General features: G+C 63.4%; 16 protein-coding genes and 1 tRNA gene. 13 read left to right on the top strand and 4 right to left on the bottom strand.

Features of this window, described 5'->3' with window-relative positions:
* Positions 1-9: 9 nt before the first annotated feature.
* Positions 10-804, bottom strand: coding sequence for an SDR family oxidoreductase (locus tag CCZ28_RS03050; RefSeq protein ID WP_140215797.1), 795 nt, complete (start codon positions 802-804; stop codon positions 10-12).
* A 4-nt stretch (positions 805-808) separates the two neighbouring features.
* A complete protein-coding gene (locus tag CCZ28_RS03045) occupies positions 809-2,056 on the bottom strand; it encodes a dienelactone hydrolase family protein (protein ID WP_140215795.1) in 1,248 nt (415 codons plus the stop codon).
* Between the two features lie 299 nt (positions 2,057-2,355).
* On the opposite strand from CCZ28_RS03045, the gene CCZ28_RS03040 reads away from it, so the two are divergent.
* From CCZ28_RS03040 to CCZ28_RS03020, 5 genes are all read left to right on the top strand, one after another.
* The gene (locus CCZ28_RS03040) at positions 2,356-3,090 is read left to right on the top strand and encodes an SDR family NAD(P)-dependent oxidoreductase (RefSeq protein ID WP_140215793.1); all 735 of its coding nucleotides are present in this window, start codon (positions 2,356-2,358) and stop codon (positions 3,088-3,090) included.
* Positions 3,091-3,299: 209 nt separating this feature from the next.
* Positions 3,300-4,334 carry an NAD(P)/FAD-dependent oxidoreductase gene (locus tag CCZ28_RS03035; RefSeq protein WP_140215791.1) on the top strand — a complete coding sequence of 345 codons (1,035 nt, stop codon included), beginning with the start codon at positions 3,300-3,302 and terminating at the stop codon, positions 4,332-4,334.
* A gap of 534 nt (positions 4,335-4,868) precedes the next feature.
* Positions 4,869-6,104 carry a zinc metallochaperone GTPase ZigA gene (gene zigA / locus CCZ28_RS03030; protein WP_140215789.1) on the top strand — a complete coding sequence of 412 codons (1,236 nt, stop codon included), beginning with the start codon at positions 4,869-4,871 and terminating at the stop codon, positions 6,102-6,104.
* A gap of 14 nt (positions 6,105-6,118) precedes the next feature.
* A complete protein-coding gene (gene folE2 / locus CCZ28_RS03025) occupies positions 6,119-7,024 on the top strand; it encodes a GTP cyclohydrolase FolE2 (protein WP_140215787.1) in 906 nt (301 codons plus the stop codon).
* A 324-nt stretch (positions 7,025-7,348) separates the two neighbouring features.
* Positions 7,349-8,452 carry a transporter substrate-binding domain-containing protein gene (locus CCZ28_RS03020; RefSeq protein ID WP_167509197.1) on the top strand — a complete coding sequence of 368 codons (1,104 nt, stop codon included), beginning with the start codon at positions 7,349-7,351 and terminating at the stop codon, positions 8,450-8,452.
* A gap of 225 nt (positions 8,453-8,677) precedes the next feature.
* Here the strand turns inward: CCZ28_RS03020 and CCZ28_RS03015 are convergent, their stop codons facing one another.
* Complete coding sequence (locus CCZ28_RS03015; protein ID WP_140215783.1) at positions 8,678-10,078, bottom strand: sensor domain-containing diguanylate cyclase; 1,401 nt, start codon at positions 10,076-10,078, stop codon at positions 8,678-8,680.
* A 423-nt stretch (positions 10,079-10,501) separates the two neighbouring features.
* Here CCZ28_RS03015 and CCZ28_RS03010 point away from each other — a divergent pair, with 423 nt between their 5' ends.
* Positions 10,502-10,693 (top strand): hypothetical protein, encoded by a 192-nt coding sequence (locus tag CCZ28_RS03010; RefSeq protein ID WP_140215781.1) that lies wholly within the window; start codon positions 10,502-10,504, stop codon positions 10,691-10,693.
* A gap of 16 nt (positions 10,694-10,709) precedes the next feature.
* Positions 10,710-10,967 carry a hypothetical protein gene (locus CCZ28_RS03005; RefSeq protein WP_140215779.1) on the top strand — a complete coding sequence of 86 codons (258 nt, stop codon included), beginning with the start codon at positions 10,710-10,712 and terminating at the stop codon, positions 10,965-10,967.
* 351 nt (positions 10,968-11,318) lie between these two features.
* Here CCZ28_RS03005 and CCZ28_RS03000 read toward each other — a convergent pair.
* Positions 11,319-11,406, bottom strand: a tRNA-Ser gene (locus tag CCZ28_RS03000).
* A gap of 128 nt (positions 11,407-11,534) precedes the next feature.
* Here CCZ28_RS03000 and CCZ28_RS02995 point away from each other — a divergent pair.
* Genes CCZ28_RS02995 through CCZ28_RS02970 form a run of 6 tightly spaced genes read left to right on the top strand, consistent with a single transcriptional unit; the run spans position 11,535 to position 14,599 of the window.
* Positions 11,535-12,203, top strand: a complete 669-nt coding sequence (locus CCZ28_RS02995) for a Bax inhibitor-1/YccA family protein (protein WP_058762058.1) — start codon at positions 11,535-11,537, stop codon at positions 12,201-12,203.
* 49 nt (positions 12,204-12,252) lie between these two features.
* Positions 12,253-12,648 (top strand): sulfurtransferase complex subunit TusD, encoded by a 396-nt coding sequence (tusD, locus tag CCZ28_RS02990; RefSeq protein ID WP_140215777.1) that lies wholly within the window; start codon positions 12,253-12,255, stop codon positions 12,646-12,648.
* A gap of 1 nt (position 12,649) precedes the next feature.
* Complete coding sequence (tusC, locus tag CCZ28_RS02985) at positions 12,650-13,006, top strand: sulfurtransferase complex subunit TusC (RefSeq protein ID WP_140215775.1); 357 nt, start codon at positions 12,650-12,652, stop codon at positions 13,004-13,006.
* Positions 13,003-13,302, top strand: coding sequence for a sulfurtransferase complex subunit TusB (tusB, locus tag CCZ28_RS02980; protein ID WP_140215773.1), 300 nt, complete (start codon positions 13,003-13,005; stop codon positions 13,300-13,302). The genes tusC and tusB overlap by 4 nt, the downstream gene beginning before the upstream one ends.
* A 2-nt stretch (positions 13,303-13,304) precedes the next feature.
* Complete coding sequence (locus CCZ28_RS02975; RefSeq protein WP_140215771.1) at positions 13,305-13,619, top strand: TusE/DsrC/DsvC family sulfur relay protein; 315 nt, start codon at positions 13,305-13,307, stop codon at positions 13,617-13,619.
* Positions 13,616-14,599 (top strand): glycosyl transferase family protein, encoded by a 984-nt coding sequence (locus tag CCZ28_RS02970; RefSeq protein WP_140215770.1) that lies wholly within the window; start codon positions 13,616-13,618, stop codon positions 14,597-14,599. Before CCZ28_RS02975 ends, CCZ28_RS02970 begins: the two co-directional genes overlap by 4 nt.
* Positions 14,600-14,609: the final 10 nt, after the last annotated feature.

Raw genomic sequence — 14,609 nt, 5'->3', positions numbered from 1 at the left:
TGCATGGCATTACTCCCGTTCGGCGAGGCGCGGAATGGCCGGCTGGTTGCGCTCCGGTCCCATGACCGAATAACCGCCGTCCACGGCATAGTCGGCGCCGGTGACGAAACTCGCCGCTGGCGACAAGAGGAAGGCCACGACCTGGGCCACCTCGGCCGGCTTGCCGAGGCGGCCGAGCAGGTGGAAGTCGGCGGCGACCCGATCGGCGTGGGCGCGATCCCCGCCGCTGACCTCGGCGATCACCCGCGACCAGGTCCAGCCCGGCGATACCGAGTTGACGCGGATACCGTCCGCCGCCAGGTCCAGCGCCATGCTGCGGGTGAGTTGCTTGAGCGCCGCCTTGGACACCGGATAGAGCCAGCGACCGGTCTGGGCGCAGTCGGCGGAGATGGAGGTGAAATTGACCACAGACCCGCGCCGTGCCTTGAGATCCGCGTGCAGCGCCTTGGCCAGCATCACCGCCGACACCAGGTTCACGTCCAGCGCCTTGAGCCAATCAGCGCGCGGCGAAGCCAGACCATCGTCGAGATAGGTGCAGGCCAGGTTGACCAGGCCAGCCACCGCGCCGAAGCGTTCGCGGATGGCGGCTACCGCGAGCGCCAGGGCGGCGTCATCGGTCAGGTCCACGGTCTGGAAAAAGGCCGCTTCGCCCAGCACCTCGGCACCGGCCGCGCCATTCGGGTCGATGTCCAGCAGAGCCACCCGGGCGCCTGCCGCGACCAGTGTCTCGGCCACCGCCTGGCCGATCAGGGTGGCGCTGCCGCTGATGACCACCGTCTTGCCGTCGAGGGAATGCAGACTCATGGCCTCACTCCTCGATGGACTTGCCGGCGCTGGAAGCCCAGCTCGGCATCAGGGTGTTGGATGGCAGCGTCTCGTCGAGCAGCTTGTGCGCGGTCTCGGCGCCCGCCACCGGCAGGCCCTCGGGGTCGAGCAGGCCGATCTGCACCAGCACGCTGGCCTGATCCCAATAGATGTGCTCGTGGTAGAGCTTGGGCCCGCGGAACTTCACCACCCCCAGCATGGGGATCTCGACATAGCGACCGGTGGGTGCCACGCCCGGCAGCATCCAGTCGATGGCCTCGTCGTGGGTGAAGCTCATGACGAATTCGTCGACGATCTGCGAGGCACCCACGGTGCGCGAGATCGGCGTGAGCTTCATGTCCTTGGGATTGCCGTGCACGAAGTGGTAGCGATAGAAGCGCGCCAGCTCGCGATAGCCGACCCCGCCGGTCATGGTCGGGATATGGTTGACGTAGGGCTCGGGCACCATGGTGGCCATGGTTGCCGGCACGTCGCGGGTATCGAATTCGTGGCGGATGTGCTCTTCCCACAGCGCCGACAGGTTGTAGTCGGGGCCGATGGTGCGGCGCAGCGCGGCGATGGTGCGCTCATGGGCCAGCAGCGCGGCGGGCTTGTCGTAGTGATGGCCGGCGGGCCGGGCGAAGGCATGGTCGACGCCGGGGTAAACGTAACCCTCGGTACCCGGCCGTTCGGCCAGGGCCGCCAGGATGGCTTCCCGCGCCGGCGCCGGACAGAATTGGTCGGCCTCGGCGAAATGCAGCACCAGGCGCCCGCTCAGGCCTTCCAGTTCCGGCAACGCATTTTCGATACCGACCCCGTAGTAGCCGACGGCGCAAGCCACCTGGCGCAAGCGGCAGGCGGCCAGGTAGGCCAGCTTGCCGCCCAGGCAGTAGCCCACCACGCCGAGCCCGGCGTCGCTTACTTCGGGCAGGGTACGCAAATGGTCGAGGGCGGCACCGATGTCCACCACCCCCAGGTGCTCGTCGAAGGCCTGGTAGTGGCCGTAGGCCTTTTCGAAATCCTCCGGGGTGTAGCCCAGTTCGATGCGCGGCGCCTGGCGCCAGTAGAGATCGGGCACCAGCACGCTGTAGCCCTCTTCGGCCAGGTGATCGGCGACGGCCCGCATGGCGGCGTTGACGCCGAAGATCTCCTGGCACAACACGATGCCCGGACCACGACCGTCGATGGAAGGCACGAAGTAGGCATCGAAGGCGCCGGAGGGCGTCGGCACATGGATATAGGATCCGCTCATCGCAAGAGACTCCAGGTTGCTCAGGTCTGGAATCATCTTCGGCGCGTGGTGGTTCACAGGCTGTCCGCAGACTGCCGCGACCATCCCCTCGGCGCAGCTAATTCTCCGGGGCCCCTGCCAGTTGCCGGCCGGCGTAGATGACCGACCTCATCCCTCGCACTCGCCGACACCCACTCACGGTCGGGCCCGGCGCGATTGCCCCGCTATCCGGGCTTGGGCATAGTGAAAAGCGACAACCGTAGCCGAGAGCCTGTCTCGCCGGCGGTCATCCGCGACCGCTGCCCTTGCCGGAGTCCTTCATGCCCCAACGCACCATGCTACTCACCGGCGCCAGCCGCGGTATCGGCCATGCCACGGTCAAGCTGTTCCGCAACCTGGGCTGGCGTCTGCTCACCGTTTCCCGCCAACCCTTCTCCGAAGAGTGCGCCTGGCCCGAGGCACGCGATGCCCACATCCAGGCCGACCTGGCAGACCTCAGCCAGATCGACCGCCTGGTGGCCACTGTCCGCGAACGCCTGCCCAGCGGCAAGCTGGACGCCTTGGTCAACAACGCCGGCATCTCGCCCAAGGGACCGGATGGCAGCCGCCTCGGGGTAGCTGCCTCAGATGCCGAGACCTGGACCCACGTGCTCAACGTCAACCTGGTCTCCACCGCCCTGCTCGCCCGCGCGCTGCTGCCGGAACTGGAAGCGGCCAAAGGCAGCATCGTCAACGTCACCTCCATCGCCGGCTCGCGTGTCCATCCCTTCGCCGGGGTGGCCTATGCCGCGTCCAAGGCCGGCCTGGCCGCCCTCACCCGCGAACTGGCCCACGAATTCGGCCCACGTGGCGTGCGCGCCAATGCCATCGCACCGGGCGAGATCGCCACCTCCATCCTCTCGCCCGGCACCGACGGCCTGGTGGAGGCCGAGGTCCCGCTCAAGCGCCTGGGCACCCCCGACGAAGTCGCCGAGACCATCTACTTCCTCTGCAGCGAGCGCTCCTGCTACATCAATGGCGCCGAAATCCATATCAACGGTGGCCAGCACGTCTGAAAGACACTCTTGCGCCCCAAAACTAGTTAACCAGGGCCCAAAGCACCAGAGTGCAGCGGTCGCATCCGTTGTTTTAACTTCAAAAATGCTTCAGCGTAAACAATCGGCGTCTGACGAGACGGTCTTTAAATTATCTGAAAAGATAATTTAACTAGCTCTTTATCGGTGACGCTCCAGATCGGAATCGATAGCCAAGGGAAGGGTTAGACATGGCACTGCGTGTTCTGGTAGTGGGCGGTGGCATCATGGGAGCTTCAGCCGCTTGGCACCTCACCCATCTAGGAGCCAAGGTAACGGTCTTGGAGCAAAAGCCCGAACCAGCACGGGGCGCAACGCGCTGGTCCTATGGCTGGGTTGGTACAAGCAGTGCCTTTCCATCGGACAGCGCTATACCCTTTGCCTCAACCTTGGACGCAATTTCAGAGTTTTATCGACTGGAACGGGGGCTCGGCTCGTTGCCAGTGGTAGCCCGCGGCGCCATCGTCTGGCTCGATACCGAAGAGCAGACTCTGAAGTTGATTCAAGAGCAACGGTCGGCGGGGGTCGATATGACATCGCTGTGCCCGCGGCAAGTCGGTGAGCTGGAGCCGCGACTGGCTCATCCTCCGTCTATTGCTGCCTGGGCGCCTAATGATTTTGCCGTAGAGCCTGTTGCGCTAACAACGCAGCTACTGGCCGCAGCACGCGAAGCAGGTGCTGAGACTGCCTACTATCAAAATATAGAAGCTATAGAAACCCGTAACGGCAGAACCATAGGGGTAAGGTGTAATGGTCTTAGTCAAGCTGCAGATGTCGTACTGTTGGCCAATGGCGCTGCGGCTATCCCTCTCGCTGCTCAGGTCGGAATCGATCTGCCGCTGATAACAAGGCCTGCGGTTCTGATGCGCTTCACAGCTAAAGCCGGGCTGGCTAGACATCTGCTTTACGGTGAAGGGCTGGAGCTGCGTCCTGGTGAAAATGGCCGTTTGGTCTGTGCTGAGGATTGTCCTGACACCGGTGAAGCGGGACTTGCAAATCTCGCTGATCAGACAGCCCGCATAATCAAGCGAATGTTCGCTACATCATCGAAACCGACACTTTGCTCCGCGAACATAGGACATCGCCCTATGACTCGGAACGGCTTGCCGCTACAAACATTCTTAGCGGGTATACAGGGACTTTACGCCTTGGTAGCTCACCCGGGAGTGATCTTGGCACCTCGCCTGGGACGAATGGCGGCCAAGGATATATGGGAAGGTGATTGAGCTCAGAGCGAAGGTTTCAGCACGTCAACTCGGACCAGTTTCAAAGACGTCCAGGCTTTTTCAATAGGCTTTTCTAAAAGGTAGCTACGCTGTGCTTTGGAATCTATTAATATCTGGCTACTCCTGAACCTAGTGGCAGCGATGGCTACCACGCTGCACTACATCTAGCAAAAGTCACCAAGCCCGATCCATACCGAGACGATATCTCGTGGTCGTGCGGCCTCAGATGATGTCGCAGCCGGGGCTCTCAAGCACCGAAGCATCGCGCGACAATGTCCGAGAAAGCCAATATCAGCAGCCAGCTGACTCCGATCCTAATCCGCTCGCGAGCTGCCATCTCCACCGGTTCCACGTCAGGTTCAACGCCCACGGGCGGAGTGGCCGGCGGGGCATTGTCTTCAAAGCTGCCTGAACCGGAGCATCACGACTCGAGCAGGAGCTCTTAACCTTCGACAAATGTTATGTTATAACATTTTTTAAATCCCGACATTCATATCACAGGGATCCACTTGCCCTACTAACCCCTAACCCGTGATGACCATGACCGCCCAAGCCGCCCTCCCCAGCAAGAAACTCCCCGTCACCGTGCTCTCCGGCTTTCTCGGCGCCGGCAAGACCACCCTGCTCAACCACATCCTCAACAACCGCGAAGGTCGCCGGGTGGCGGTCATCGTCAACGACATGTCGGAGGTCAACATCGACGCCGCCCTGGTCCGCGACGGGGGCGCCGAGCTGTCCCGCACCGAGGAAAAGCTGGTGGAGATGAGCAACGGCTGCATCTGCTGCACCCTGCGCGAAGACCTGCTGCTGGAAGTGGAACGCCTCGCCCGGGACGGCCGCTTCGATCAACTGGTCATCGAGTCAACCGGCATCTCCGAGCCGCTCCCGGTGGCCGAGACCTTCACCTTCGCCGGCGAAGACGGCCGCTGCCTCGGCGACGTGGCCCAGCTCGATACCCTGGTCACCGTGGTGGACGCCTTCAATTTCCTGCGCGACTACTCCTCCAGTGACTCCCTTCAATCCCGCGGCGAGTCCCTCGGTGAGGAAGACGAGCGAACCGTAGTCGACCTGCTGATCGAGCAGATCGAATTCTGCGACGTCATCGTGGTGAACAAGCTCGACCTGATCGGCCCCGAGGACCGCGACCGCCTGCTGGCCATCCTGCGCAGCCTCAATCCCCGTGCCCGGCTGGAGCTGGCGAGCTTTGGCGCCGTCCCCCTGGAACGCGTCCTGCAGACCGGCCTCTTCGATTTCGACGAAGCCGCCAAGGCGCCAGGCTGGCTCCAGGAACTGCGCGGCGAGCACACGCCGGAAACCGAGGAGTACGGCATCACCAGCTTCGTCTATCAAGCACGCCGCCCCTTCCATCCCGAACGCTTCTTCGCCCTGGTCGAGCAGGAATGGCCCGGCGTGGTGCGCTCCAAGGGCTATTTCTGGCTGGCCAGCCATCCCGCCCATGCCGGCACCTGGTCCCAGGCGGGCGCCGTCGCTCGCCATGGCGTGGCCGGCCGCTGGTGGGCAGCAGTCCCGCCCGAGCGCTGGCCGGACGATGAAGAAACCGTGGCCTTCATCAAGGAGAAATGGCACGACGGTGTAGGCGATGCCCGCCAGGAGCTAGTGCTCATCGGTATGGACATGGACGAAGCTGCCCTGCGCGCCCGTCTGGATGCCTGCCTGCTGACCGATATCGAACTCGCCGCCGGCCCCAAAGCCTGGGTGCAGTTGCACAACCCCTTCAGCGACTGGCCCAAAGCCTCCGATCCCCACTGAGCCGAACCCAGCCAATGAACGCCATCCTCCCAGACGTCTCTCTCAGCGAGACCGCCACCCTGCCCGCCGCCCTCGACTGGGTCGGCATGCAGAGCATCGACCTGCCCATCCGCCTGGCCGAAGACGGCATCGACGGCCTGCTGCCCGCTAGCGCCGACGTCCAGGTGGATCTGCCCTCGGCTACCACCAAGGGCATCCATATGTCCCGGCTGTATCAGTTGCTGGATCGCCTGGGCACGGACAGCTCGCTGACTCCCGAGCGCCTGCGCCTGCTGCTAGCCGACATGGTCACCAGCCACCGCAGTTGCGACTCCCGCGCGGCGCGCCTGCGTCTCGACTTCGCCCTGCTGGTTCGCCGTCCCGCCCTGGTGACCCCGGGGCTCAGCGGTTGGAAACGTTATCCCGTCCGGCTCGACGCCAGTTGGGTCGCCGGCGTCTTCCAGCTCGCGGTGCGAATAGAGATCGCCTACTCGTCCACCTGCCCTTGCTCGGCCTCCCTGTCGCGCCAGCTGATCGAGCGCGCCTTCCTAGACGACCTTGGCGATGAGGCCTCCTTGAGTCCTGCGACCGTCGCCGCCTGGCTCAAACGGAATGCCTCGCTGGCCACGCCGCACAGCCAGCGCAGCCTGGCCCGCATCCGTATCGCCATACCGGGAAAGGCACCCGACCTCGGCCTGCTGCCGCTGATCGACCGCTGCGAAGCCGCCCTGGGCACGCCGGTGCAAACAGCGGTCAAGCGCGCCGACGAGCAGGCCTTCGCCGCCCTCAACGGCAGCAACCTGATGTTCGTGGAAGATGCGGCCCGCCGGCTGCTGGTGGCCTTGGAAGACAGCTACCCGGACGTAGGCATCCATGTCCGCCACCTGGAAAGCCTCCACCCCCACGATGCCTCGGCCTGGGCTGGCACGACGTCGGGCTGATCACTAACGGGAGCGCGACTCCGCGCTCCATCTTCTACTGCTTCGCTGGGAACGAAGTGGCGATCCATTTCCCTGGCCGAATCATCCGTCGCCACTCAAGAGCGGTCTCGACCAGATCACCCGAGTGCTCTGGGACAGCCATGACGCCCCTAGGGAGACCCACCGCGCCCCCCCAGGAAAACGACCGAGGCAACCCCATACCTGACTAAAGCCTTGTACAACCCAGCCGATAGCTAGGCGTAGCGCAGTGGCGCCTGTTCGTCCGCAGCGGAGCGCGCGTCAACGGCAGTCATTCCTATCGACCAAGGCCCAGGCGGAATGCACGTGTTCACCCTAGATAAATGGATGCTCTCCAGTCGAACCTTATGGCTGGGCTTGCTCGGACTGCTGCTGGCCTTGGATTCGGCCCGCGCCGCGGAGCCTGTCGACACCCCGCCGCTACGGGTCGGCGTCTACGTCACCGCCCCCTTCGTCATGGCCGGCCCCTACGGCTACAGCGGCCTGGCCGTGGACCTGTGGAATGCCGTCGCCGCCAAGCTTGGCCGCAAGACCGAATTCGTCAGCGCCACCTCCCTCCCCGAGCTGCTGGATGCAGCCCGCAGCGGTCGCATCGACATCGCCGTGGCCAACGTCTTCGTCACTGCTGAACGCGCCCAGCGACTGAGCTTTACCCAACCCTGGTTCAACGGTGGCCTGCGCATCCTGGTCAACGAAGAGCGCCAGATCGGTCCGCTGAGCTTGCTGCACGACTTGCACAAGCTCGGCTACCTGATGAGCTATGCGTGGCTCGGTGCAGGCCTGCTGCTCATCACCCTGTTACTCACCCTGGTGGAGCGCCGGCTTGACAAGGAATTTCCACCCCAGTGGTGGCCGGGCCTGGCCATCAGCTTCTATCACGTCATGGCGGTTACCACGACCGGCAAGACCTCGCACAAGAATCTCTTCGGCAGCCTGGGCACCGTGCTCGCCGCACTCTGGATGGCGTGCAGCGTGGCCGTGATGGCGTACGTGACCTCCACCGTCACCAGCGTCATGACCGTCAACAGCATCACCAGCCGCATCACCGGCCTAGGCGATCTGCCGGGCAAGCGCATCGGCGTCGAGGCCGGCAGTCTGTCCGAGGACCACATCGCCCGCCTCGGTCTCGACTACCGCGCCTTCACCGACCTGGACCAGGCGGTGGCCGCCTTGACCGCGCAGGAGATAGACGCCGTGGTAGACGATGCCGCCACGCTGGAGTACTTCGACCAACAGCATCCAACCTTACCCATTCAGGTAGTCGGCAAGATCTTCGAAGCCCGCAAGTACGCCTTCGCCCTGCCGCTGAACAGCCCTCTCACCCACGACGTGACCGTGGCCCTGCTGTCGCTGGAAGAAGACCAGACGGCAGGCAAGTTGCGCACCCAATACTTCGGTGCAGACAAGTGACGTCTTGCGGTCCGCCATTTGCCGGCAGATCAATGGGGGAAATCGAGAGACAGCGCCAAGCCATCGGGTGAACCGGCTGAGGTCACGCCACGCGACCGTCTGTCAGCGCCGGTTTAGCCCAGATGGATTTACCGGCTTTACTCAAGCGTAGCGGCTGCCCGAACCAACCGCCCTCGGGGCGATCACCCGCGGCGGGGCACGTCTGGTAGTACCAGGCGCCTCCGTTCAAGCCTCGTCCGCGAACTGGACTCTATCCTTGCCCTTCTGCTTGGCCAGATACATGGCCGCATCCGCTCGCTGTATCAGGCTGTCACCGTCGTCATCGCGGTCAGCCTCGCTGATCACCACTCCGATACTGGCGCGTACCTGCGCCGTGCCCGTCGCCAATGCGATCGGCTCACGCAGCGCTGTGACGATGCGCAGGAAAGCCGCCTCGCACTCCTCGCGTCCAGCGACCTCCGCGAGCAACACGACGAATTCGTCTCCGCCCAGTCGAGCGACCGTATCCATCTGGCGCACCAGCCCCGACAGTCGCCTGGCCGTGGTAATCAGCACCGCATCGCCACTCGCATGTCCCTGTTCATCGTTCACCCGCTTGAAGCCATCGAGGTCGATGACGGCCACGGCGAAAGGCCTACCCTGGCGCGCCGCCCTTGCCTGCGCCTGCTGGATCCGATCAAAGAGCAGGCGCCGGTTCGGCAATGCCGTGAGCGGATCGAACAGGGCCTGTCGCTGCAATTCGGCGCGCTGGAAACGCAGGGCCATGAGCGAATACGCCAGACAGCCCGCACCTAGGCTGCTCAGGGCGACCAGCAGTATCTGGAAGTAATGGGAAATCGGTAGACGCTCATCCAGTCCAGGCGAGACGCAGAGTTGCCACTGGGTGGAGCTGATCTGGACCGCCCGACAACGCGCCTCCCCTCCACCGAAGCCCGCTGAGCGATCAATGATGCGCGGCTCGCCGGTCTCGGCGTCAGGCGCCCCGAGCTCGAACTCATAGCCCTGGGCGGTCATCGCCTCCAGATTCGCTGCCCGCAAGGCATCGGGCAACACCAGCGTCACCACGGTAAAGCCCCAGAACGTTCCCACCCCTTCCTGCGGCTCCAGAAACACCGGCAGGATGCCTATCGCCCCGATGGGCCCCTGTACCAGCTTGAACGGCCCCATGAATCTCACCTGTGGCAGCTTGGCGTCGAGGTAAGTACGCAAGTCCTCGGCACTCGTCCCCAGCGCCAGGTGGTGATCGCGCATCACCAGATTCTTATCGAGCGGCTCGATGTACTTGATGACACCGCCCGGCGCCAAAGAAAGGGCATAGACGCCCTCGTAGAGGGGTATGAGGAAATTCGCCAGTCGTTTGAAATCCGGCACCTGGCCGTTCCCCTGATAGACCATCACGGCCAGCGACCGGGTGGCCATCAGCGCATTGTCGAGCGCTTTCTCGATGGCGAGGGAATAGCTTTCGGCTACCGCCTCGGCACGCATTTGCTTCATCTGCTTGGCGGCAGCGGAGAAGTGATAGAGGACGAACATCCCCGACACGCCGAAGACAACCGATGCCAGCAGCGCCACTATCAAGGGGACGCCTTTGCGACGTCGATTCAAAACGTTGGAATTCATATCCATGAACTAAAGACGATCTCCGCCTACTTCCCAGACGGCTACACCCGCGGTGACCAGCCAATTCGATGACGCGATTTCAATGTGCCACTACAGCTTCGACATAACAAGCTACCGGGCCGTCCTGCACGGTCTCTAGCAGGCGACGCTATACCCCGTCGTCCCATTGCCCCTGGCCGGCACTTAACAGCTAAACAAGCCGACCCGTGGATTGTCCGGAGTCCGATAAATCCGCTGGTTCAGCCCCCGGCCAGGCGTCAGGTAGCTCACCCGTGCGGCGACATGATGCAAAAGGCCTGAAGACAGATCTGCCCATGGCTAGACGCTGAATTCCGCTCAAGCACCCGGTCGTCTATCGCTCGAGCAAATTCATTATCGAACCAACCATAGCGGGGAGAATCGGAAGAACACTAGCCTCAGGATCGGCCTATGGATTTTCTGCTTCCCTCCTTGACCGCGCTGGCTCCAGCGCCCGCGCACTCGATCACGGCCTGCCGCGAAACACCCGTCTGCTCGCCGATCAGTACCTCGGACACAGCGTGGATGATCACCGATACCGGCAAGACGCTGGTTGCCGATAGCCAACGCCCTTGTCCAGCCAGCAGCCTGCCGATCAGGTAGCCGCAGGTCGAAGCCCATGAGCGAATTGGATAGACAGCAACTATGCGAAGCCTGCCTATTGGCTAAGGAGCTGTGGGCCGGTGTTCAGGCTCTCGACAGCACCATCCTCGAGTGGGAAGAAGCTGGCGACCTCTTCCACCATCATGCGGTGGCCGGAGCGGCTGATCGGCTGGGTATCGATCAGCAGCTATGGCATCAGGTACTGGAACGACAGCGCCAGTCCGGAGAGTCGATGCTGCAGCTATGCGTCAGGATGAGGGATCAAACGGCTTGATCTCCAGCGAACAGAGCGCCGGTAACCCATTCAGCTCCCTTGAGTTTAGGTAGCGGCTTTGGCCGGGACAAAGCCCTAGCAGTACCGAACGAGATGCGACGGGCAGTTCCAGCTATGGTTTCCGGGCGTAGCCGCCAGAGCCGGTTCCGCTTTCAGGCCTGGCATCTTCGCGAGCGTCTTACCGACGACGCCTATCAGCAGCTAAGTTCCATTACCAGCGCCCCCAAATAGGCAGAGTTTCGGAACTGATCCGGGGTGGTTTCGGAACTCCGCGCCATTTGCGCCGACCGACGACCTTGAAAACCCGCCATGCAGACAGCATGAAGCCCCGTGAGAACGGGGCTTCGAAGATGGCGGAAGCGCAGAGATTCGAACTCTGGGACCCTTGCGAGTCGGCGGTTTTCAAGACCGCTGCCTTAAACCACTCGGCCACACTTCCGTAGGAGCGGCGCATAGTACCTGATGGCAACACACTGTCAAACACTCGCAAGCGTTCCTTAAGCAACATTTGCTATCTTCGGAGTCGTACGGTACATCACACCGTCTATTTAGTTTTGGAGAACCGCCATGAACGAGCGTCAATACGCCTACAACCCTGCTGTTACGCAATCGCGGGACGTCAGCCGTGTATTGCGCAACACCTATGCCCTGCTGGCCATGACCCTGGCGTTCAGCGGCTTGGTCGCCTTCGTCTCGCAGCAGATGCATTTGCCCTACCCCAACATCTTCGTGGTCCTGATCGGCTTCTATGGCCTGTTCTTCCTGACCGTGAAGACCCGTGACAGCGGCTGGGGCCTGGTCAGCACCTTCGCGTTGACCGGCTTCATGGGCTACACCCTGGGCCCGATCCTGAACATGTACCTGGGCCTGCCCAACGGTGGCAGCGTGATCGCCTCCGCAGCGGGTATGACCGCGCTGGCGTTCTTCGGTCTGTCGGCCTACGCCCTGATCAGCCGCAAGGACATGAGCTTCCTGAGTGGCTTCCTGATGGCGGGGTTCTGGATCCTGCTGGGTGCCGTGGTGCTGTCGTTCTTCGTCCACATCAGTGGTCTGCAGCTGGCCATCAGCGCGGGCTTCGTGCTCTTCGCCGCCGCGGCCATCCTGCTGCAGACCAGTGCCATCGTGCATGGTGGTGAAGACAACTACATCATGGCTACCATTACCCTGTACGTCTCGATCTACAATATGTTCATCAGCTTGCTGCAGATCTTCGGATTCGCCAGCAGCAACGATTGATCATCAGCGGTAGCCCAAAAGGCCCGCTCCGGCGGGCCTTTTTGCATCCATGAAATTTGCCATCGTTGTCCTTTCCGCTCCCCAAGCGCCCTCGGCGCGCCGGGCCCTGCGCTTCTGTGAAGCGCTGCTGGCCGGCGGCCACGAACTCTCGCGGCTGTTTCTCTATCGCGATGGCGTGTACAACGCCTCCCACGCTACGGTCAGCGGCCAGGACGAAACGGATCTGCCCGAGCGCTGGCGTGAGCTGATCGAGCGTCACAAGGTCGACGCTGTGGTCTGCATCGCCGCCGCCCTCAAGCGAGGATTGCTGGACGAGAACGAGGCGCGCCGCTACGAACGCGAAGGCGCGGTGAATGTACGCGCACCCTGGCAGCTCTCCGGCCTCGGCCAGCTGCACGAGGCGTTGCAAGACGCCGACCGCCTGCTCTGCTTCGGAGGCGACTGAGATGGCCAAGAGTACCCTCGTCATCACCCGTCAGCCGGCCTTGAGCGGCCTTGCCCCACGCGAGGCCCTGGACATCGTCCTGGCCGGTGGTGCCTTCGAGCTACCCCTGGCGTTGCTGTTCGCCGGTCCTGGGGTGACCCAATTGCTGGCCATCGATAGCGCCGCACTCGAGCAGAAGGATCTGAGCGCCAATCTCTCGGCTCTGCCGTTGTTCGGGGTGGAGGCCATCTATGCGGAGGCCGCCGCGCTACAACGGCTAGGTATAGCGCCCGAGCAACTGCCTGCCTGGGTCACCCCACTGGAGCCTGCCGCCCTGGCCACGCTGATCCATGACCATGACCAGGTGATTTCGCTTTGACTACCCTGCACCTGTTTTCCCGCTCGCCGCTCACGGAAGCCGATGCCCTGGAGGGGCTGACTTGGGTCCGTGGCGAAGACGCGGTTCTGCTCAGCGGTGGCGCCGTCGAGGCCTTGCGCCCAGGCAGCGCTGCCGCCCGCCTGCTGGAACAACTTCCCGCCGGCGCGGCACTCTATGCTCTGGCGGAAGACGTCCAGGCGCGTCACCTACAACCCGAGCGCGCGGTTACCCTGATCGACTACCCCTCTTTCGTCGACCTGAGCGTGACCTGCGCCAAAGTCATCAGTTGGACCTGAGCATGGCTCCTCTCGAACTCGACCCCGAAGGCTATCTGCGTGACCTATCCCAGTGGAGTCCCGAGGTGGCCCGGCAACTGGCGCTCAAGGAAGGCATCGAGCTGACCGAGCGTCATTGGCAGGTGCTCCAGGCGCTGCGTGACTTCTATCAGCAATTTCAGCTCTCACCAGCGAACCGGCCACTGATCAAGTACATTGCTCAGACCCTGGGCCCGGAACTGGGCAACAGCCTGCAACTCAATCTCCTATTCAAGGGGGCGCCGGCCAAGCTCGGCGCCAAGCTCGCCGGCCTACCGAAACCGGATAATTGCCTATGACCCTCACCACGCCCGAAGAACATCCCTTCGCCGTCTATGTCCGGGCCCTGGGCAAGGGCAAGCGCGGCGCCCGCAGCCTGACCGAAGCCGAGGCCGAGGCGGCCATGGGTCTGATCCTCGATGGCCAGGTAGCCGATGTGCAACTAGGTGCCTTCCTCATGCTGCTCAGGCACAAGGAGGAAAGTGCCGAGGAACTGGCCGGCTTCACCCGGGCGGTGCGGGCGCGCCTGCAGCCGCCGGGCTTCACCGTCGATGTCGACTGGCCCTCCTATGCGGGCAAGAAGCGTCATCTACCCTGGTATCTGTTGGCGGTGAAGTGTCTCGCCGGCAGCGGCGTACGCATCGTCATGCATGGCGGCGGTACCCATACGGGAGGCCGGCTCTATACCGAGCAGTGTCTGGCAGACCTGGGCCTGCATACCGCAGAGGACTGGAGCGCCGTGGGCGCCCTGCTCGACCGCGGTCAGCCGGCCTTCCTGCCGCTGGCGGCCTGGATGCCCGAGCTGCAGCGGATGATCGATCTCAAGGCCCAACTGGGCCTGCGTTCGCCGATCCATTCCCTGGTCCGGCTGCTCAATCCCAGCGGCGCCCACTGCATCCTGCAGAGCATCTTCCACCCGGGCTACCAGGAGGTGCATCGCGAGGCCAGTCGGCTATTGGGCGACGACAGCATCGTCATCAAGGGCGAAGGTGGCGAAGTCGAGCGCAATCCCGATGTCATCGCTCATCTCTACGGCACCCGTGGCGGCGAAGCCTGGGACGAAAGCTGGCCCGCGCTGACCGAGCGCCGCCAGGTCAAGCCCGAGCGCCTCGACCCGGTCCTGCTAGCCGCCACCTGGCGCGGAGACTCGGAGGATGCCTACGGGCGCCTGGCGGTACTCGCGACTCTGGCGGTGGCGCTGCGCGGCCTCGGCTACGATCAGGCCAGCGCCCACGCCGAGGCGGAGCGGCGCTGGGAAGCGCGTGATCGTACGCTCTGAACAGGTGCCA

This window comes from Pseudomonas oryzihabitans (assembly GCF_006384975.1).
Lineage (GTDB): Bacteria > Pseudomonadota > Gammaproteobacteria > Pseudomonadales > Pseudomonadaceae > Chryseomonas > Chryseomonas psychrotolerans_B.
Note: the sequence above shows the minus strand (reverse complement) of the source record. Positions and strands in the feature narration are given on the sequence as shown.

Excerpts from the sequence above, each read along its gene's own strand:
- CCZ28_RS03050 (WP_140215797.1), bottom strand. The coding sequence starts at position 804 with ATGAGTCTGCATTCCCTCGACGGCAAGACGGTGGTCATCAGCGGCAGC.
- CCZ28_RS03045 (WP_140215795.1), bottom strand. The coding sequence starts at position 2,056 with ATGAGCGGATCCTATATCCATGTGCCGACGCCCTCCGGCGCCTTCGAT.
- CCZ28_RS03040 (WP_140215793.1), top strand. The coding sequence starts at position 2,356 with ATGCCCCAACGCACCATGCTACTCACCGGCGCCAGCCGCGGTATCGGC.
- CCZ28_RS03035 (WP_140215791.1), top strand. The coding sequence starts at position 3,300 with ATGGCACTGCGTGTTCTGGTAGTGGGCGGTGGCATCATGGGAGCTTCA.
- zigA (WP_140215789.1), top strand. The coding sequence starts at position 4,869 with ATGACCATGACCGCCCAAGCCGCCCTCCCCAGCAAGAAACTCCCCGTC.
- folE2 (WP_140215787.1), top strand. The coding sequence starts at position 6,119 with ATGAACGCCATCCTCCCAGACGTCTCTCTCAGCGAGACCGCCACCCTG.
- CCZ28_RS03015 (WP_140215783.1), bottom strand. The coding sequence starts at position 10,078 with ATGGATATGAATTCCAACGTTTTGAATCGACGTCGCAAAGGCGTCCCC.
- CCZ28_RS03010 (WP_140215781.1), top strand. The coding sequence starts at position 10,502 with ATGGATTTTCTGCTTCCCTCCTTGACCGCGCTGGCTCCAGCGCCCGCG.
- CCZ28_RS03005 (WP_140215779.1), top strand. The coding sequence starts at position 10,710 with ATGAGCGAATTGGATAGACAGCAACTATGCGAAGCCTGCCTATTGGCT.
- CCZ28_RS02995 (WP_058762058.1), top strand. The coding sequence starts at position 11,535 with ATGAACGAGCGTCAATACGCCTACAACCCTGCTGTTACGCAATCGCGG.
- tusD (WP_140215777.1), top strand. The coding sequence starts at position 12,253 with ATGAAATTTGCCATCGTTGTCCTTTCCGCTCCCCAAGCGCCCTCGGCG.
- tusC (WP_140215775.1), top strand. The coding sequence starts at position 12,650 with ATGGCCAAGAGTACCCTCGTCATCACCCGTCAGCCGGCCTTGAGCGGC.
- CCZ28_RS02975 (WP_140215771.1), top strand. The coding sequence starts at position 13,305 with ATGGCTCCTCTCGAACTCGACCCCGAAGGCTATCTGCGTGACCTATCC.
- CCZ28_RS02970 (WP_140215770.1), top strand. The coding sequence starts at position 13,616 with ATGACCCTCACCACGCCCGAAGAACATCCCTTCGCCGTCTATGTCCGG.